Genomic DNA, 18,864 nt, shown 5'->3' with positions numbered 1-18,864 from the left:
TATCGGCTGTTATAAGCCGTTATTGCTACCGACATCCCGAATGGATGAATCATTGAAGAGAAACTAAAACACGAACCACCCTACGAGAGAAAACAATAAGAATTGGACTTAGAGAGCTTAGCTCCATAACAAGGACCTCAATATGAAATACGTGAAACATATCGCTGCCTCTGCAGTGCTCGCTGCCTCCATGTCTGCAACATCGTTTGCTGGCACCTTAGTCATCAACTCTGATGCTTCTGATCCAGCGCCGAAAGAGGCGTGGGGTGAGATCATTAACCGCTTTGAAAAAGAAAACCCAGATATTACGGTCAAGTACAACTTGTACGATCACGAGTCGTACAAAACAACGATTCGTAATTGGTTGGTTACTTCGCCGCCGGACGTGGTTTTTTGGTATGCGGGTAACCGAATGAAAGCCTTTGTTGACCGCGGCCTGTTTGAAGATGTTAGTGATATTTGGACTGACAACAACATGAAGCAAGACTTTGCGTCAGCCGCACCTGCAATGACGGTGAATGGCAAGCAATTTGGTGTGCCATACACGTATTACCAATGGGGTATCTACTACCGAAAAGACATCTTTGAACAGTATGGAATTGCTGAACCTAAAACATGGGATGATCTGAAATCGGCATCGGCAACGCTGAAAGAAAATGGTGTGGCGCCGTTTGCGATTGGTACTAAGTACTTGTGGACTGCTGCAGGTTGGTTTGATTACATCAACATGCGTACCAACGGCTTGGATTTCCATATTCAGTTGATGGAAGGCAAGGTGCCTTATTCTGACGAACGTGTGAAGAAAACGTTCGCTAACTGGGCTGAGCTTGTTGAGCCTGGTTACTATCTAGAAAATCACGCCTCTTATTCTTGGCAAGAAGCTCAACCTTTCTTGTACAACGGTAAAGCGGCGATGTACCTGATGGGTAACTTCATCACGCCTAACTTCCCTGCTGAGTTGGATGGCAAGATGGATTTCTTCCAATTCCCTGTCATCGACCCAAGTATTCCGATGTCAGAAGACGCGCCAATGGATACGCTACACATTCCTTCAAAAGCGAAAAATAAGGAAGATGCACGTAAGTTCCTAGAGTTTGTTGCGCGTGCGGAAAACCAACAGCTGATCAATGAGATGCTGTTACAAATTCCGACCAACAATAAAGCCAAAGCCAAGTCAGATCCGTTCTTAGATAAAGGTGTAGCAATGCTCGCTTCTACCGATGGTACGGCTCAGTTCTATGACCGTGATACCGATCCTGCGATGGCCAAAGAGGGCATGAAAGGCTTCCAAGAGTTTATGGTTCACCCTGACCGAATCGAAAAAATCTTGAAGAAACTCGATAAGGTGAGCAAGCGTACCTTTAAGTAATACGTTATCTGCCGCAGCGACTCTTGCTGCGGCTCTTTTCCTTTTCAGTTTGTCATTGCCAGTGTTATTTGATTAGTGTTCGTCGTTTTGAGCACAAGAGGCACCCAATACAACCTGCCTAGTACTACTTGCAATGATTCACTATATTCGGTTTATCGTAAGGAACACTCAATGAGAACTTTCTCTCAAACCATCTCTGCCCGCGAATGGGAAAACCAACACATCACTCATCATAACGTTGTTGAGGCTCATGCTCCTTTGAATGGTTACACCTCGTTGGCTGAGGCTGTGGGGAAGAACTCGTCACGCACCTTGTCTCTCAATGGGGTTTGGAAGTTTCAGCTGTTCGATTCGCCTGAGTTGGTCAGCGAAGAGTTTGTCTCTGAACATTTTGATGATTCCTCATGGAAGTCGATCGCAGTGCCAAGCAACTGGCAGATGCAAGGCTTTGATAAACCGATCTATACCAATGTGAAATATCCTTTCGCTGATAACCCTCCCTTCGTCCCTAGCGATAATCCGACAGGGCTCTACCGAACGCATTTTAACTGCACGGAACCGGAGCTATTAGATACCCATAGGCTCACCTTTGATGGCGTTAACTCAGCGTTCCATCTGTGGTGTAACGGCAAGTGGGTTGGCTATTCGCAAGACAGTCGATTACCGGCGGAATTTGATGTATCTGAATACTTGCAAGTGGGTGAGAACACGCTCGCAGTCATGGTGCTGCGTTGGTCTGATGGTTCCTATCTTGAAGACCAAGATATGTGGTGGCTCAGCGGCATATTCCGTGATGTGACTTTATTGAGAAAGCCCAAGGTCGCCATTGAGGATGTTGGTATTGCGACTCAGCTAGATGCTTGCTATCGCGATGCGGTTTTAAATATTTCTACGAAAATAACCAAGCACAGCAATGAGGTAGAAGGCTGCGATAAGCTGAGAGCTGAACTTTATGATGCTCAAGGACAGTTGGTTTGTGAACCTCAAATCGTGGGCTTTGGTGAGCGAGTTGTGGATGAGAAAGGGCCTTGGTCTGAAGTCGCTGAACACCGCATTTCAGTGGTGAATCCGAACAAGTGGAGTGCCGAATCACCTTATCTGTATCGTTGTGTGGTGTCATTGCTCAATGAACATGATGAGCTTATCGATTGTGAGGCTTACGATGTCGGCTTTCGAAGTGTTGAAATTACCGATAGTTTGCTAAAAGTTAACGGAAAACCGTTGCTGATTCGTGGCGTCAATCGTCATGAACATCACCCTGAATTGGGTCACACCATGACTCGAGAGGGGATGATTCAAGACATCAAACTGCTCAAACAAAATAACTTCAATGCCGTTAGGACCGCTCATTATCCGAATCATCCATTGTGGTATGAACTGTGTGATGAGTATGGTCTGTATCTGGTTGATGAAGCGAATGTGGAAACTCATGGTCAATTTCCGATGTGCCGTTTATCCGATGATGCGTCATGGTTGAATGCGTACATGAGACGAATGACAAGGCTGGTGGAGCGCGATAAAAACCACGCCAGCGTGATCATTTGGTCGCTAGGTAATGAATCGGGTATTGGTCGCAATCACCATGCGATGTATCAATGGGTGAAACAAACTGATCCAACACGTCCCGTTCAGTATGAAGGTGGCGGGGCAGATACAGCAGCGACCGATATTTTATGTCCTATGTATGCGCGGGTTGATTGGGATTTACCTGTGGTTGAGAGTCAACCTGAGGTGACACCTCGCGTGGGTATTCGTAAAGCTATCGCTCTACCAAACGAGCAACGTCCTCTTATTCTCTGTGAGTACGCCCATGCAATGGGGAACAGTCTGGGTAGCTTTGATAAATATTGGCAAGCGTTTAGAGACAACCCAAGATTACAGGGCGGATTTATCTGGGATTGGGTCGATCAAGGGATCACCAAAACCGATTCGAGCAGCAAACCATATTGGGGCTATGGTGGTGATTTCGGCGACGAGATTAATGATCGCCAGTTCTGCATTAATGGTTTGGTATTCCCAGACAGGACGGTGCATCCAACGCTACATGAAGTGAAAAAAGCACAGCAGTTTTATCAATTCAAGCTGGTTTCTGCATCACCACTGGTGATTGAGATTGCTAGTGAGTATTTATTTGATTCAGAGTCTGTCGAAACGCTTAATTGGAATATCACTCAAGATGGACTTGTTCAATGTCATGGCAGTATTGAGCTGCTTGTTAAAGCTCAATCCAGTGTGCGGATTGAGCTTGATGGTGTGACTATCCCGAAGACGGCTAATGCGCTCAACTTCCTTAATCTTGAAGTGGTATTAAACACCAATACTGCATGGGCGGATAAAGGTCATGTGACAGCGATTGAGCAGCTTAGCTTACCTACTCAACCGCAATTGATGTTGGATGCTAACCTCTCACAATACCCACCGAAAGTGACTGAAACCGACACGCTGCTGACGGTGATTGGTGATACTTATCAAGTTGAGTTCGACAGATTGTCTGGGACATTAGAAAGCTGGAAAATTAAAGGGGTGGAACAACTTGCTAGTGGCCTTCGAGATAATTTTTATCGTGCACCATTAGACAACGATATCGGTGTCAGTGAAGCAAACCGCGTTGACCCTAATTCATGGATAGCACGCTGGCAGGTGATGAGGTTAGATAGGCTCACTCCAGAGTGCATCGAATTTTCATCCATCACTCAGAAAAATAGGGTGTCGGTGACTGCAAGAATTGCCCACACGGTGGAAGATCAGGTTCGTTTGTTGTCGACTTGGCAATACCAATTATTTGCCGATGGTGAGGTCAAATTAGATGTGGATGTTCAAGCGGCGAAAGGTTTGCCGTCTCTGCCACGAGTCGGATTTGAGTTTGCTTTGAAGCATGTGCCTGATGGGGTGGAATGGTTTGGTCGTGGGCCACACGAAAACTACCCAGATCGAAAGATGTCCGCACATATGGGGCTATATCAGCAAAGTATTGAACAAATGCATACCCCTTATATTTTCCCATCTGATTGCGGCTTGCATTGTGATGTTCGTGAGGCAAAAGTGGGATCATTTGAACTGCAAGGAGACTTCCATTTCTCAGTCAGTCGTTTTGGGTTACAGCAGCTACAGAAGGCAAAACATACTTGTGACTTAACCGAACAAGAGCAGCTGTTTGTTTATGTCGATGGCTTCCATATGGGGGTTGGCGGTGATGACTCATGGACGCCAAGTGTCCATGATGAATTCAAATTATTGAAAGAGCATTATCATTATCAGGTGCGCTTCCATTGTGGTGATAAAGGCTAACGTGCAGCGAATTGAGTAAAAGGATCATGGTAGGCCAAATGGTCTAAGTGCTTGTTGTTCGATTATTTTGCTTCAGGTGTAAAAAAGGCACTCAGCGAGATACTGAGTGCCAAAGTCTGAAATTTATGAGGTTATCTTTTTATTTAATTCCAGAAGACAGGTATAGGTTTGATTTACTCTGCGTCAGTAAAGAAATCGTTGTACAGCATGTACAGGTGAGCTGCACTCCAAGAGAAGTTTGGTGCACCTTGTTGTTCACCGTTCAATGGGTTGTAGTTCTCACGGATAGGACCGTCTTGCACCAAGCCATCTGCATGGTCAAAGAACGCGCCTGCCATTTCAATTGCGTCATCACGGTAGCCGTAGCTGTCCATGCCTTTTAGGCCGAAGTAGAATTGGTCTACCCATACACGTCCACGCCAGTAAATATCTGGGCCAAATGCTGGGCTAGAAAGCGCTGCTGTGCCCAGTGGAACGTAGGTATTGAACTCTTCCGTATCTTTCATCACAGAGACAACCGCATCCGCGTGTGCTTGTGTTGCTGCGCCATTGAACAGTGGTGACCAACCTTCAGGGCCTTTGCCACGTTCTACAATCGGTTTACCTGCACAGCCATTGGCTAGTGGTTTGTCTTCAATACGAATGTCGTAGAAGAAGTTAGTGCTCTCATCGAACATACAAGTGTTGATGTAGTTTGATAGGTGCTCTGCTTTTTCACGGAACTCTTTCGCTTCTGCGTCTTTACCTAGAATGTCAGCCATTTCTGCTAGGTACTTGTTATCGCTGTACATGTAGCTTGCTTGGTCGACCGACTCTTGCAGCAATGAGTAGCCTAACAGGGTGCCGTCTTCAGCGCGGTTTTGAGCGAACTCAACATCCCAATCGCTGCGCTTACCGCCGTTTGCGACATACGCGTCTAGCTGGTCTTTATCGATGAAACCAAACGCTGCGGCATCGTCACGACCTGACTCCCAAGATGCGGCTGTTTGCGCTGGGCTTTCGATGTAATCGTAGTTGCCTTCTGCTACCACTTTATCTAGTGCTGCTTGTCCTACGACTGTTTCGTGCTTATCGCCACGAACCACGGTGAAGTACATTTCACCTTCAGGCGTGTTGTGTGCTTTATCGCGTGCTGCGCCGTATTCAGGTACGCCGTTGCCGTTGTTGTCACGGTTGCGCAGCCACCAATCGTGGTATGCCACTAGCTTTGGATACATCTCTTCGAGCCAAGCTTCATCGCTGGTGGTCTTATAGACTTCCATTACTGCCCATGCTGCTAGGCTTGGTTTGGTATTACGTTCATTCCAGTTACCGCCATCGCCGCCACGTTCTGGACTTAGGTTGTAAGCGAGTAGATCGGGCACGTAACCTTCATCCCAAGGACGAACGGCATCGTCAGCCTGAATTTGGTAAGCGAACATCGCGCGGATGTTATCTTTCGCTACATCTGGGTTGAAGTGAGCCATTGCGTAGGCTTGCTTCCATGTGTCCCAAGGCCAAGTTTGGTTGCCCGAGAACCAACGCGCCGTCACGGATGGTGTCACAGAGTCAAACTCCATCGCACCTGCAGCGCCACGCCAGTTACCGTTTAGGGTTTCCATCGCTTTAACCGCAACACGCTCTTGCTCTGGTGTCGCGTTCGGGTTGGTTAAACCCATCTCAAGATAGCCTTCCCAACGTTCTGCTGATGCCGCTAAGAAGTCGGTAGGGTTTGCCATGATCTTTTTGATTTCAGGCTGTTCCGCTTGCGCTTCTTCTGCCGTTAGAACATGCGAGTATGTGGTGTAGATTGTGGTCGATGCTTCAATGTTTGCCGTTGAAGTAAACGCTAAACCATCAACCGTGGTTTTTGTTGGAATCGACTTGTGAACTTGGTATTCAGACTCACCAGAAGTCAGTAGATCCCATGTCGAACGAACCTTACCGAAGGTCACCTTTAGGCCATCGTCGGTTGCGACGATTTGACGGTCATACTCAGGGTAAGTTTCAGCGATTGTTTTGTCGGTTTGTGCCACGCCTTCTTTAGCGTGCGTCTTTTCTAGCAGTTCACCATCCCACACCAATTCAACCGGTGAGTCGGTAGTGATTTTGGTTTCTAGCAGAGAGGTACGGTTTGAAGCAAAACGCATCGTCATTTCTACGGTCACATCGTCAGATTTTAGCGTCTGAACCAATGCGCCCGGTAGGCTGTAAGCTTCCATAGTGAAAGCCACTTTTTTGCCGTCTTTGAACACGCTTAGGCGGTCGAAGTTATCAGCCATGAAGTTGATGTATTCTTCGGTAAGCAGCGCAGTACCTGGGAATCCGCCCATGCCTTCTGCTCTGTCTGGCAGCAGGTGACCGTGCCATGCACCTAGGTCGAAGAATGGGTTAAAGCGTTGGTGGTCATCGAAGTCGTAGTCACGCATGTATTCAGGTGAGCCAGTACGGTCGATAACGTTCTTAAATTCGTTGGCTTGCAGTTGCTCTGTGTCTGAGCCTGAGCCAGAGATTGAGTTTGAAGCACAACCAGTAACGACAAGGGCTGCACCGATAGCGAGAGCTGCGAATGATTTATTCAGTTTCATGATCAATTCCTGTTATTACCAGTAGAAGTATTGCATTGCGAACACCTGAGCGTCGCCGATTTCAGTGTCGCTGCCTACGCCAAAGCGGCTATCGAAAGCAGTCGCAAACGCGCCGTTGCCGTATTCATACCAAACGCCAGCATTGATGTAAGAGGTGATTTCTTTGTCGCCATTGTCACCGTCAAAGTTTGCGTAGTTGTAGGCTGCAGATAGGTAAACGCCTTGTGCCGCTTCGTACCATGCACTGGTTTGAATACCAGACTCGCTACCGAAAGACTCTTGGTTGCCTTTATCGGTATCATGCCAAACACGAGTGGCGAAGTTTTTGTACTCAGCACCCAATAGCAATAGTTCACCACCATCGTTGTTACGAACTTCACCACCACCCATTAGGGTTAAGTCGTCGGTCAGATCGTATTGAAGGTAACCATTGACCATAGCGTTCTTATCTTTCCATTGGTCTGCGAAGCTGTCGTATTTACCGAAGTGAACAAGAGCATCGTCTTCAGAGAAGTCAGACTCTGGCGCGAAAGAAACGCTGTAGCGAAGCTTGCCCTCTAGGTTTTGGATCTTCACACCAAGGTGTACGTCACGCGTGTTTGAGATTGCGTAGCCGTACTCAACTGTAGGGTCACCCCACCATTGAACGTCATCCAGTGACGAGTCCATACGACCGACAATAAATTCTGTTTTTTCGTCGGTGCGGTAGCCAGCGTAAAAGCGGTTGAAACCACCTTCAAAGCCGCCCCAGCCGTGGCCCGTTGCCCAAGCATTGCCTTCGTCGTCGGCTTGTACTGTCCAGCCTTCCATATAAGCAAGACCAAACCAATTACCGTGCTCGATAGCCAAGCCAGCTTCAATGTAAGTACCGTCTGCGTAGCGGCCTTTATCATCACCTTCGAGTGCCACGTGACCACCAAGGCCAAGCTCACCATAAAAGTTAAATAGGGTTTCAGTTTCTGTCTGAGGAGGCTGAGTATCACTGTGGTTTGCTGCGGACTCTTCCGCGTGGGCAGTGGTACTTAAGGCAGCAAGAATACAGCTTGTAATAAGAGTGTTTTTAGTAAAACTACTTTTCATTTTAATCACTTCTGTGTCGGGGTTATAAATGAAGGTTCGCAAGCAGTTCTGACTTCTAATATGGGGTGCTCTTCAAGGCGTATTGGTCAGGTTACTTACGATCGCAAAACCAATATTAATGATAATTTTGATGTTTAAAATTAATTAAGTTTAAAAGTGTGATCTATTTTTAGTAAATATTTACTTTGTTTTTATTTTGACTTTCAGTTGAATTTGCAGAGGTATGGCTAGGGTTGTAAGTATTCGGTAGGTGAATTATTTGATGGGTGGTTAGATTGTTGGTTCGAATGCTTTGATTCTTGAATGGCTTTGATTTAATCGAGATGGTTAGTGGAAATGTACCGACAAATAAAAAGGCACTCACCAAATGTGAGTGCCTGAAGTTTAAATGCGAGTGCCTGAAGTTTAAGTCAGAGTGCCCGAAGTTTAAATCAGAGTGCAGGGAAAACTAAGCGTTCGCCGGTTCAGGTTTTGCTTCTAGTTTTTTCTCTTCTGGAGATAAGCTTTTTTCATATTTGCCGTACTTCCACCACGCGTAGCCAAGGAAGATAACAATCCCGCCCACGTTGTAGAAGATGATGGTCATGATGTCAGCACCTGTTGGGAAGGTTGACGCAAAGAAGCCAACAGTGAAAATGCCGATCAGAATCGAGACCACGGTAATGCCTGTCATACGTGAGCCCATTCTGAAATCACGAGGTAAGTGATCCAACTTCAAACGTAAATTAAGGTACGCGATCATGATGAATAGCGGTGGCAACATCGATGCTGCAGCTGTCATGTTGATAATGGTACTCATCAGATCTTGAACCGTATCGGACGCCAGTGTCGGAATGAACATCAGTGGAATCACAATCAAGAACTGAATCCAAGCCGCACGCTCTGGAACGCCTTGTTTGTTTAGAGCGACCGTTTTCTCACCGAAGATACCTTTAGGGATCTCTGAGAAGAAAATCTTAACCGGAGTCGCTGTCCACATCAGCAGAGAGCCTAGCATCGCCGTGAATGAAACCACGCCCACAAAGCGATTCATTAGGATTTCAGACAACCCAAAGTGTCGTGCTAGCCCTTCGAATACCTGCACTGAACCGCCAGTAAATTTAAGCTCTTCTCGCGACACAAACACGTTTGCAAGCACAGAGCCCACAGAGTAAAGCGCACCAATGAAGATACCGGCAATGATGATCACTTTAACGAAAGACTTGTGACCGCCTTTGATGTCGTTAACGTAAACCGCTACCGATTCTGCACCGCCAGCCGCCATGAAGATCCAAGTGATTACGCCAAGGAATGCCCAGTTAAAGCTTGGTGTCATCGCTTCAATGGTGATTGGGTCTGCTGGCTCGATACCACCGATCAAAGCACCGCCAGACAACAAGATGTAAGACATTGTTAGCAACAACATAAGCGACGATGTGAGTGAGGTGATGGGACCTAGTAGTTTCGCGCCATTGTTTGAAATGTGCGTAGCAATCGCAAACAAAATGGTACTGAGGATCGCCGTGGTGATTGGCGTGAATATGTACTCAAACCCTAAGAACGCATACGACGCATAAGCGATGATTCTAGGCAGCAGAGAGGTGAAGAAGAACAGATTAACAAACCAGTAGGTATAAGCCGAAATAAACGCCCAGCGGCCGCCTAGAGAGCTTTTAACCCAAGAATAAACGCCCGCTTCAGAGTTTTTATTCAGTGACACAAACTCTGCGACGATCAAACAAAAAGGCACAAAGTAAAAGATGGTGGCTAGAAAGAACATCGGCGCCGAGGAAAGGCCTATCTCGATGTTGTTGTTAATGATGTTGTTGAAGCTGTATACCGCCGCGAAGGTCATAGACAGTAGGGCAAACTTGCCTATCGTACTGCGTTTATTTTCGGACATGATGTTCTCCGGTGAATCACGTTGATGATCGTTATAACTTGGTCCTAGAGAGGGAGGCTCTAGGCCGCACTTTTATTGTTATGTTGGTTTGGCAAACACCCGCTTTGTTTTGTCAGGGTTGGCTCATTGTTGTTTTTATAGATTTACGATCGGACTTCTTCGCGCTTTTCTTTCTTGGTTTTCAGTAAAGTTATTACCAAAACAAAGAGTTAAAGGTTAAGAGGTTCATCAAAGAGATTGTTTGTTTCATGAACGACGATTTGTAAGGCTTGTAGGGGCTTTTTATCGTTTTTAAATATGAACTATTTCGTCTCTTCAGCAAGAAGATTAAAGATTAAGCGGCGGGAAGTTAATCAAAATTGATCAAATATGTGACCTTGAGTAAATAAATTTAGTTAATGTTTTACCTTTGTTTTTGTTCGGGTTTTATTACGATTTAATTAACGTTTTTCGTGAAGTAAATCCTTGACGGAATGGCGTTTTTATTTTCGGGTGTTGGTTTTTAATTGTCTGATTTAAAACAAAAAAGCGCCATGACAGGCGCTTTTTAAATTGGTTCTAATGCTGCTAAGTATTACGATTGTTTAGCCGCTTCTAGCTTTGCATCTTTACCTGCTTGCTTCTTTTCAAAGCGAGAGATCCACCACCAAGCGATAGCTGAGAATACAGCCGTCATAAATACGTTGACGAAGAACGCTTGCATTAAGTCTACACCCGTTGGGAATGCTGATGCCGTCATGCTTACAACAAAGATACCGATAAGTACTGACACAACAGACATACCTTGAACTCGAGTACCCATGCGGAAGTCACGTGGTGTATCGTCATGCTTCAAGCGGAATACAAAGTACGCCACCATGATGAAGATAGGCGGTAACATTGCGGTACCTGCTGTTAGGTTGATTGCTGTGTTCATCATGTCTTGTACAGACTCAGAACCGAAGCCGTTAACCACTAGCATTAGGAATACGAAAGCGAATTGCCACCATGCTGCGCGAACAGGCACGCCGTGTTCGTTAAGCTCAGTCGTTTTCTCACCGTAAACACCTTTAGGGATTTCAGAGAAGTGAATTTTTACTGGCGCTGCTGTCCACATCATCATCGAACCGAACATAGCGACGAACAGAATGATACCGACGAAGCGACCCGTTAGAGATTGTGAAATGTCGAAGTAGTTCGCCATACCAGTGAAGATTTCAACCATGCCGCCAGCATAAGTGAGTTCGTCACGAGCAACGAATACGTTCACTAATAGAGAACCGACTGCGTACATGATACCGATAGCGATACCCGCGCTGATGATCACCTTGATGAAAGACTTATGGCCACCCTTAACATCGTTTAGGTAAGCGGCTGCGGTTTCTGCACCACCGGCTGCTTGGAAGATCCAACACATAATACCGAGTGTTGCCCAGTTGATGGTTGGTGTCATTGCTTCAAGCGTGATTGGCTCTACCGGTTCATGGTTACCACCGAGTGCCATCATTGCACCGATAACGTAAACCGCGAACAGTGCAAATACACCGTATGCCACGATCTCTGCAATTTTACCTAACCAGCTCGCACCTTTGGTCGAGATGTGTGTCGCTGCTGCAAACAGACCTATTGATATTGCCGAAGTCACTATCGGAGAGAAGGCGTACTCGTAGCCAAGCATCGCGTAAGACGCGTATGCGATAACGTTGGGCAGCAATGATACAAACCAGAATAGGTTCACGAACCAATATAGGAATGAACCTAAGTAGGCCGCTTTTGAACCCAGCGGTTGTTTAAGCCAGTCATACATGCCTGACTCAGAGTTTTTATTTGCTGATACGAATTCAGCAATAATGAACACGAATGGAATGAAGTAAATAAGGGTGGCGAGCAAAAAGATAGGAGCAGAACTCAATCCCAATTCGATGTTGTTATTTACAATGTTGCGAACGTTAAATACCGCTGCAAATGTCATGGAGAGCAAGGCAAATTTACCTAACTTACCGCGTACAGATTCAGACATAGTGTCCTCCAAGGGTCACGTAATTATAGTCGTTATTTCTTTAGGCTTCCTTGTAGGGAAGAAGCGTAAAGGCGTTGTGCAGTGTGGCTGAGCCTTGAACGGCAAGGCTCGGTACACACTGTGAATAGATCTTGTTGTTGCTTTCGTTTGTTTAGCTTCAGTTACTTACTTATTAAGGAAGTAACCGTCTTCGATAGTCACTTTCAGCACCACTTTACGAACTCGGTTATCACCGTGGAATCGGTAGGCTTTGCTGTTATCAAAGATCGCTACTTGGCCTTCAATGAGTTCACGAGTTTCACCGTTACCCATTAGGTGTTCACGGTCAGTCTCATCGCTGTAAGTTTGGGTTTTCTCTAGCTCTGACTTGGCTGCGAACTCGACGGTTTCACGACCTTCTAGGTAGTAATGCACGTCGAAGTAACGACGGTTACCAGTGAAGCTTTCTGTGTTTCGAGCCACACCGTCTTCAATCATGTAAGCCAGTGAGTCACCAATGGAATACATCACGCCATCTTTGATGTTGCCGATGTTTTCAATCGCTTCTACACAGCGTTGCCATTTACGACCGTCGCGGTAAACGACTTTAAATTGCTCTAGGTTGTCTAAAACGATCATCGCTTATGCCTCGTTCTGTTGTGGTTGAGCTTTCGGTGGATTCGCCGTAAAAAACTCATCGCCAAAGTTGTGATTGATTAGGTGCTGCGCGTCGCAATCGCCTGCTTGGAATGGAATCAGAGTTAAGCCGTAGCGGAACTCGTCCATGTAAACTCGGTAAGAGTCGAGCACTTCGCTGCCCCAAGAATTTGAGCCTAAGCCCATCACTTGGTGGTCTAGGTTTAGCGTGATGTAACCGCTCTTCTCTAGCTCAATGGTGTGTTGTGCTTGGTGAAGGTTTTGGCTGGTGTAGAACCATGCGCTGAAGTTGATTTCTTGCTGTGGTTTTACTGCAATACCATTACCCGCGCGGCTTGAAAGCGCAGCCCAACGAACGTGTTGGCGGTTGCCGTTGTTTTGTGGGAACGGGTAGTTCTCGAACATGTCAGCCACGGTTGATTGGTAAACATCAATCATGTTGGCTTGCTTGCTGTCTTGGTAGTTCTCTTCAGGACCGCGGCCGTAGTATTGAACTTGGTCGAAGTCGCCGTTAATGCCCATGTCGAAACCAATCACTGGAATCACGTGAGGGTAATCACCGTAACGTTCGCCACTTAGCTCAACGTTCAGTTGACCTTCAGCACTGATTTGGTAGCGATACTCACAACGCATGCCGAAATCAAATACTGGTGGAGCAACGATGCTGGTGGTGGTGATCTCTACCTTGTCGTTAACTTGCTCAACGTTTAGCGTGCGGAAGTGCTCTTGCATGATCTGTAGGTGTGCAGGCTCCCAGTAACCATCGTGCTCTTGCTTATGGTTATCAATCATTGGCTTGAAGAAGTTCAGCTTAGGCTCAGACTTAATCAGTTCCTCGCCATTCACTAACCATGACGTCAGTTTGCCGTTCACTTTCGAGAAGTTCAGAGCAAAGTTGTGGCCTTTGATTAGGTAGGCTAAGCGAGATTCTTCAACATTCAGTGCTGTCGCATTATTGTTAGTGAAGGCGTCAAGTTGTGCAGTGTTCTCTTTCACTTGGAACTGATAAACCGCAATGTCGTGGTTCGCTTCGCTGTATGAAGTACGAGAATCCTTACGAACTGTAAAGTTCACAAACACTTCACGCTCATCAAGCTCTGGCAAATTAAGCGTCAGTTCACGGCTAGAGTTCTCAGCCAGCTCTTCAATCTTGATGTGCTGTACCGCAATGGTTTCACCCTCAGCGCGGATTTCCGCAGTGATGGTGTAATCATCAATGTTTGAGAACCAAAGCTTGTTGTCTACTGTGAAGGTGCCCGTTTGTGCATCGAAATCGCGAAGCTTCACTGGGGCAATCACTTGCTTGTACTCTTTCAAGCCTGGGCCTGGAGTTTGGTCTGGGTAGATCAAACCATCCATGCAGAAGTTGTAGTTATTCGGGTAGTCACCGTAGTCACCGCCGTACTTGTAGAACTCTGTGCCTGCTTCATCACGCGCCAGAATACCGTGATCACACCATTCCCAAACGTAGTGACCTTGAATGGCATCATGCTTGTAGAACACGTTTTGGTATTCGGTTAAACCGCCTGGGCCGTTACCCATTGCGTGTGCGTATTCGCAGATGATGCGTGGCTTTTCGTGTGGGAATTCACCGAAGGCATTCATCAGTTGAGCACGTGAGTACATGGTCGAAATAATGTCGACCACTTCAGCATCGCGGTCTTCTTCATAGTGAACTAGACGGGTGTCATCAATCGCTTTTGCTGCATCGTACATAGAACGGATGTTGCAACCGTAGCCAGACTCGTTACCCAGTGACCACATGATGATAGAAGGGTGGTTCTTTTGAGCGTGAATATGACGTTCGATACGTTCAACAAACACCGCTTCCCATGCAGCATCGTTAGTGATGCGGCTTAGGTCGCCAACGTTGGCAAAACCGTGTGTTTCGACATCAGTTTCGCCCATCACGAATAGGCCGTAGATATCACACAGTTCGTAGAAGCGTGGGTCGTTCGGGTAGTGCGCTGTACGTACTGAGTTGATGTTGTGTTGCTTCATCAGTACTAAGTCTTTCTCGACGCGATCCATGCCAACAGCACGACCTTTCAGGTGGTCGTTGTCGTGACGGTTCACACCGTGCAGCATCACGTACTTGTTGTTGATGTAGAACAGACCATCGCGAACTTTAATATCACGGAAACCAACGCGTTGTGGAATCACTTCCAACACCTTGCCGTCAGCGTCTTTCAGCGTAAGCAACAGTTGGTATAGGTAAGGGTTTTCAGCGTTCCATTGAACAGGGTTAACGACATCAATAGAGAATTGAGTATCTACATTGCCATCAGTCTTATGATTAGGGACGGCTAAGCTATCTACAGAGCCTTGCGAGATAACTTGGCTGCCATCAAGCAATGCGTACTCAAGGGTTGCGTTTACCGCTGCTGCTAGGTTTTCTAGTTCCACGTTGCACGACAGAGTAGCGCTTTGGTAAGCGTCGTCGAAGTCAGTGCGAACGGTAACGTCTTGCACGTGCAGCTGTTCTTTGCCCACTAGGTAAACGTCACGGAAGATACCGCCCGTCCACCACATGTCTTGGTCTTCAATGTAGGTTGAGTCGGCCCATTGCATCACGCGAATAGAAAGTAGGTTGTTGCCTGCTTTCACGTGGCTAGATATATCGAACTCAGCGGTGAGGCGGCTGCCTTTGCTGAAACCGACGTATTCGCCGTTTACGTAAACTTCGAAATAAGTTTCAACGCCATCAAATTTGATGATGGTTTGTTTCTCGTCCCAGCTTTCGCCAAGGAAGAAAGAGCGTTGGTATGCACCGGTTGGGTTGTCTGATGGTACGAAAGGCACATCAATTGGGAATGGGAAACCTTCATCTGTGTATTGAAGATCGCCGTGGCCTTCCATTTGCCACATGTTTGGAACCGTAATGTGGCCCCAGTCGCTCATTTCTTGAGAGTAGAACTCTTCAGGAACCAATAGTGGATTGGTGAAATAGCTGAAATTCCATTGGCCACTCAATAGTTGGAAGTGGCTGCTAAGTTCACGCTGAAACGTTTTTGCATTCTTTTCTGATGCGTATGAGAAGAAGTATGCACGCGGTGCCATACGGTTCTCATGTAAGTTCAGGAAGTTTTCCCAGTTGTTCACGTTGCCTCTCTCTCGGCCTAAATGCAATTTGCTGACCGACGTTCTTATGCGTAATTGGGTCGTAGTGAATACGAGTATTTTTGGACTGAGGTAATTATTAGTAAAACTTTTACTAAATGAAATTGGTGAAAACGTTTTACTTTAACTCCATCACGTTTTTTATGGTCTTTTTACAGTGCTGTGTGATCCACTTAAAAGAATGCTATTGGCTGTTTTATGAAGCAGGCTAAAGAGGCAGGTATGTGTATATAGGCGTATGTGATGGGCACAAAAAAGGCCACCTTCAACAAAGGTAGCCTTAGTTTATCTATTTGATATTTTTAACTATTTTGTCGTGTCACGCAGCTTTAATTTGCTTGGTACATAGACACGTAGTGGGATAGTACGGCCGTCGCGTACTTTCTCAATCAACAGGTTAACGCCTTGAATTCCCATTAGTTCAGAGTGAATACGAACAGTCGATAAAGATGGGAAGGTAAATTTAGCTGTTGGGATGTCATTTACACTAATCAGCGCAATATCTTCAGGAATGTTTAATCCGTGCTCATGAACGGCTCGTAAAACACCAATTGCGATGGAATCTGACGCAATAAACATGGCTTTAGGGTAGTCGCCCGTCGCTAGCATCTGTTTGGCAAGCTTATAACCTGAAGAGCTAGAGAAGTCTCCACGATAGATGTCTTGCTCGCTGACAACGTTCTTAAGGCTACCGTATTCAGCAAAGGCAACTTCGCGAATATCAGGAGTGTTGACGTTATCTTGTCCGCCAATAAAACCAATGCGTTGATAGCCTTGGCTGATAAAGAAGTTGGTGATCTCTTTGCTGATCAAAGCCAGGTCGATATCGACAGAGTCATAAGGTTCAGAGTGATCAGTGAAATCGACATAACAGATATTATCGCTTAGCTTTTTGGCTTGTTCGATAACCTCCGGTGTCATTCTTCCCACCAACAATACACCAGTGATAGGTGCTGAATTTACGTGTATTTTACTTTCATAACAGTTGGTTAGTTTAACTTCCATCTTGTCACATTGGGTTTCAATCCCGTGGCGAATCGATAGATAATAAGGGTCATTCACTTCAGCTTCTTGCTTGTAGTTATACAGCGCAAGGAAGTGATGATTTTGTTTTTTACTGCTAACGGCTTTTCGTGAGCTGCTGGTTTTGTATTCCAACTTCTCTGCAATTTCAAAGATACGCCTTTTGGTCTCTTCCTTGACGCTTAATGTTGGATCTTCATTGAGAACCCTTGAAACTGTAGCCAATGAAACATGTGCTTCAGTCGCGATATCTTTTAACGTTGCCATACTCACTTCCTGTTATTGGAACATTGCGCTGCTTTGAAATTGGTATTTAGTAAAAAAGCAATGCACCTCTTTATTCTACAGACCTATTGTAATCAAACTGGAAGTCATTGCATTAACTTTTAGTAAAATAAATGCTCAACTCCTCTATGATGTCTCAAATCTAACTATCTATAATTATCTTATTAAAATTCAATGAATTAGATGTGTTTGTTTATAGGCTCTCCCTATGTCACGTTCAGTAACAATGATATGAATTAGTGTAAACGTTTACACTTCGTGGTTTTGATCACAGAATTATAGTCAAAATGGCTGCTACTATTTCTGGCATACGGTGCTACTGAGCTGAATGTTAGTTCGAGTTAGTCCAAGAATGACGACAAAGAGAGGTTGATTGTGAAAGTACTGGTTACGGGCGGCATGGGTTACATCGGAAGTCATACATGTATTCAAATGATACAGGCGGGTATGGAGCCAATCATTGTTGATAACCTTTGCAACAGCAAAGAGCTAGTACTGAAGCGAATCGAATCATTGACCGGTAAGCGACCAACTTTTTATCTTGGCGACATTCGTGATCAATCTTTTCTAGATAGCGTGTTTTCAGAAAACGATATCCAAGCCGTGATTCACTTTGCTGGCCTGAAAGCGGTTGGGGAGTCGGTGTCTAAACCTTTGGAGTACTACGATAACAACGTCAATGGATCATTGGTGTTAGCTCGCAGCATGAAGAAAGCGGGTGTGAAGAGCATTGTATTTAGCTCTTCGGCTACCGTTTACGGTGATCCAGAAGTGGTGCCAATTACTGAAAGCTCTCCAACGGGTGCAACAACTAATCCTTATGGTCGCAGTAAGTACATGGTCGAAGAATGTTTGAGTGATTTGTTCAACGCTGAGAACGATTGGAGTGTGACATTACTACGTTACTTCAACCCAGTTGGCGCCCATTCATCAGGCACTATGGGTGAAGACCCACAAGGTATCCCAAACAATCTGATGCCGTTTATTGCTCAAGTAGCGGTAGGTCGTCGCGACAAATTGGCTGTTTTTGGAAACGATTACCCAACAGTCGATGGCACAGGCGTTCGCGACTATATTCATGTTATGGATTTAGCGGACGGACACGTAGCCGCATTGAAAGCGGTTGGCGAGAAGGCGGGTTTACACATTTACAACCTAGGCACGGGCAAAGGCTCAAGCGTACTCGAGATGGTTGAAGCCTTCGCACAAGCATCGGGTAAGCCTGTTCCTTATGAACTTTGCCCACGCCGCGCTGGTGATATTGCTGAATGTTGGGCAAGCACTGAAAAAGCAGAGCGCGAACTTGGCTGGAAGGCGACGCGTAGCGTGATGGAGATGACAGCGGATACGTGGAATTGGCAGTCGAATAACCCGAACGGCTACTAGCCTTAGCCTGTGTGATTGAAGCCGTAGCGTTGTTAGCTGCATCTCCGATTTCTTTGGGGAAAGCAGAGATGAGAAAAGCGAGATTCCTGATATCTCGTACCTCGATTCTGGAATGACGGATGAGCATAAGGCTATGAAGCGGTTGCCTTTGCACAAATAGCACAACGAGATCACACGTCATTCCCTACAGCGAGGCACGAGCGTGATAGGGAATCTCCTTTTAGAAGAA

At 46.0% G+C, this 18,864-nt stretch carries 10 protein-coding genes; 3 read left to right on the top strand and 7 right to left on the bottom strand.

The features are described 5' to 3' along the window. The first annotated feature begins 142 nt into the window (after positions 1-142). A complete protein-coding gene (locus OCU90_RS13830; RefSeq protein WP_004734434.1) occupies positions 143-1,369 on the top strand; it encodes an ABC transporter substrate-binding protein in 1,227 nt (408 codons plus the stop codon). A 171-nt stretch (positions 1,370-1,540) separates the two neighbouring features. Continuing rightward, positions 1,541-4,657 (top strand): beta-galactosidase, encoded by a 3,117-nt coding sequence (locus OCU90_RS13825; RefSeq protein ID WP_061022415.1) that lies wholly within the window; start codon positions 1,541-1,543, stop codon positions 4,655-4,657. A gap of 173 nt (positions 4,658-4,830) precedes the next feature. Here OCU90_RS13825 and ygjK read toward each other — a convergent pair whose 3' ends face one another. The 7 genes from ygjK to ebgR form a co-directional block, all read right to left on the bottom strand. After that, the gene (gene ygjK / locus OCU90_RS13820; protein ID WP_061022413.1) at positions 4,831-7,224 is read right to left on the bottom strand and encodes an alpha-glucosidase; all 2,394 of its coding nucleotides are present in this window, start codon (positions 7,222-7,224) and stop codon (positions 4,831-4,833) included. A gap of 15 nt (positions 7,225-7,239) precedes the next feature. Further along, positions 7,240-8,304 carry a protein YgjJ gene (gene ygjJ, locus OCU90_RS13815; RefSeq protein WP_061022411.1) on the bottom strand — a complete coding sequence of 355 codons (1,065 nt, stop codon included), beginning with the start codon at positions 8,302-8,304 and terminating at the stop codon, positions 7,240-7,242. A 448-nt stretch (positions 8,305-8,752) separates the two neighbouring features. Then, positions 8,753-10,186: an amino acid permease gene (locus OCU90_RS13810; protein WP_017080740.1), complete on the bottom strand. Its 1,434-nt coding sequence runs from the start codon at positions 10,184-10,186 to the stop codon at positions 8,753-8,755. Between the two features lie 574 nt (positions 10,187-10,760). After that, entirely contained in the window at positions 10,761-12,185 is a 1,425-nt protein-coding gene (locus OCU90_RS13805; RefSeq protein WP_004734429.1) for an amino acid permease, read from the bottom strand. Positions 12,186-12,350: 165 nt separating this feature from the next. Next, positions 12,351-12,803 carry a beta-galactosidase subunit beta gene (locus tag OCU90_RS13800; RefSeq protein ID WP_061022409.1) on the bottom strand — a complete coding sequence of 151 codons (453 nt, stop codon included), beginning with the start codon at positions 12,801-12,803 and terminating at the stop codon, positions 12,351-12,353. A 3-nt stretch (positions 12,804-12,806) separates the two neighbouring features. Next, a complete protein-coding gene (gene ebgA / locus OCU90_RS13795; RefSeq protein WP_061022407.1) occupies positions 12,807-15,923 on the bottom strand; it encodes a beta-galactosidase subunit alpha in 3,117 nt (1,038 codons plus the stop codon). Positions 15,924-16,247: 324 nt separating this feature from the next. Continuing rightward, complete coding sequence (ebgR, locus tag OCU90_RS13790) at positions 16,248-17,231, bottom strand: transcriptional regulator EbgR (RefSeq protein ID WP_061022405.1); 984 nt, start codon at positions 17,229-17,231, stop codon at positions 16,248-16,250. A gap of 393 nt (positions 17,232-17,624) precedes the next feature. On the opposite strand from ebgR, the gene galE reads away from it, so the two are divergent. After that, complete coding sequence (galE, locus tag OCU90_RS13785; protein ID WP_061022402.1) at positions 17,625-18,635, top strand: UDP-glucose 4-epimerase GalE; 1,011 nt, start codon at positions 17,625-17,627, stop codon at positions 18,633-18,635. Positions 18,636-18,864: the final 229 nt, after the last annotated feature.

The sequence above is a fragment of the Vibrio splendidus genome, from assembly GCF_024347615.1.
GTDB lineage: Bacteria > Pseudomonadota > Gammaproteobacteria > Enterobacterales > Vibrionaceae > Vibrio > Vibrio splendidus.
The sequence above is the reverse complement of the archived record's forward strand: the minus strand, read 5'-3'. Positions and strand labels throughout refer to the sequence as shown.